The organism is Streptomyces sp. AC550_RSS872 (genome assembly GCF_019049285.1).
GTDB lineage: Bacteria > Actinomycetota > Actinomycetes > Streptomycetales > Streptomycetaceae > Streptomyces.
Genome location: NZ_JAGMUL010000144.1, coordinates 1 through 206 on the forward strand (window position 1 = coordinate 1; position 206 = coordinate 206).

Sequence of the window (206 nt, forward strand, 5' to 3'; positions counted from 1 at the left end):
GGGCGCACGAGCAGGTCACCGCCCTTCTGGAGCGCGACCCCGCCGCACACACCGCCGTCAACAACCCGCACGACGTCGGCATGCTGTTGGGTGCGCTGCGCGAGGTCGGGGCGCACGAGCAGGTCACCGCCCTTCTGGAGCGCGACCCCGCCGCACACACCGCCGTCAACAACCCGCACGACGTCGGCATGCTGTTGGGTGCGCTG

1 protein-coding gene is annotated in these 206 nt (G+C 71.8%); it reads left to right on the forward strand.

Features of this window, described 5'->3' with window-relative positions:
- A partial coding sequence (locus tag KUM44_RS36680; protein WP_217214092.1) for a hypothetical protein occupies positions 1-206 on the forward strand: 206 nt, incomplete at both ends.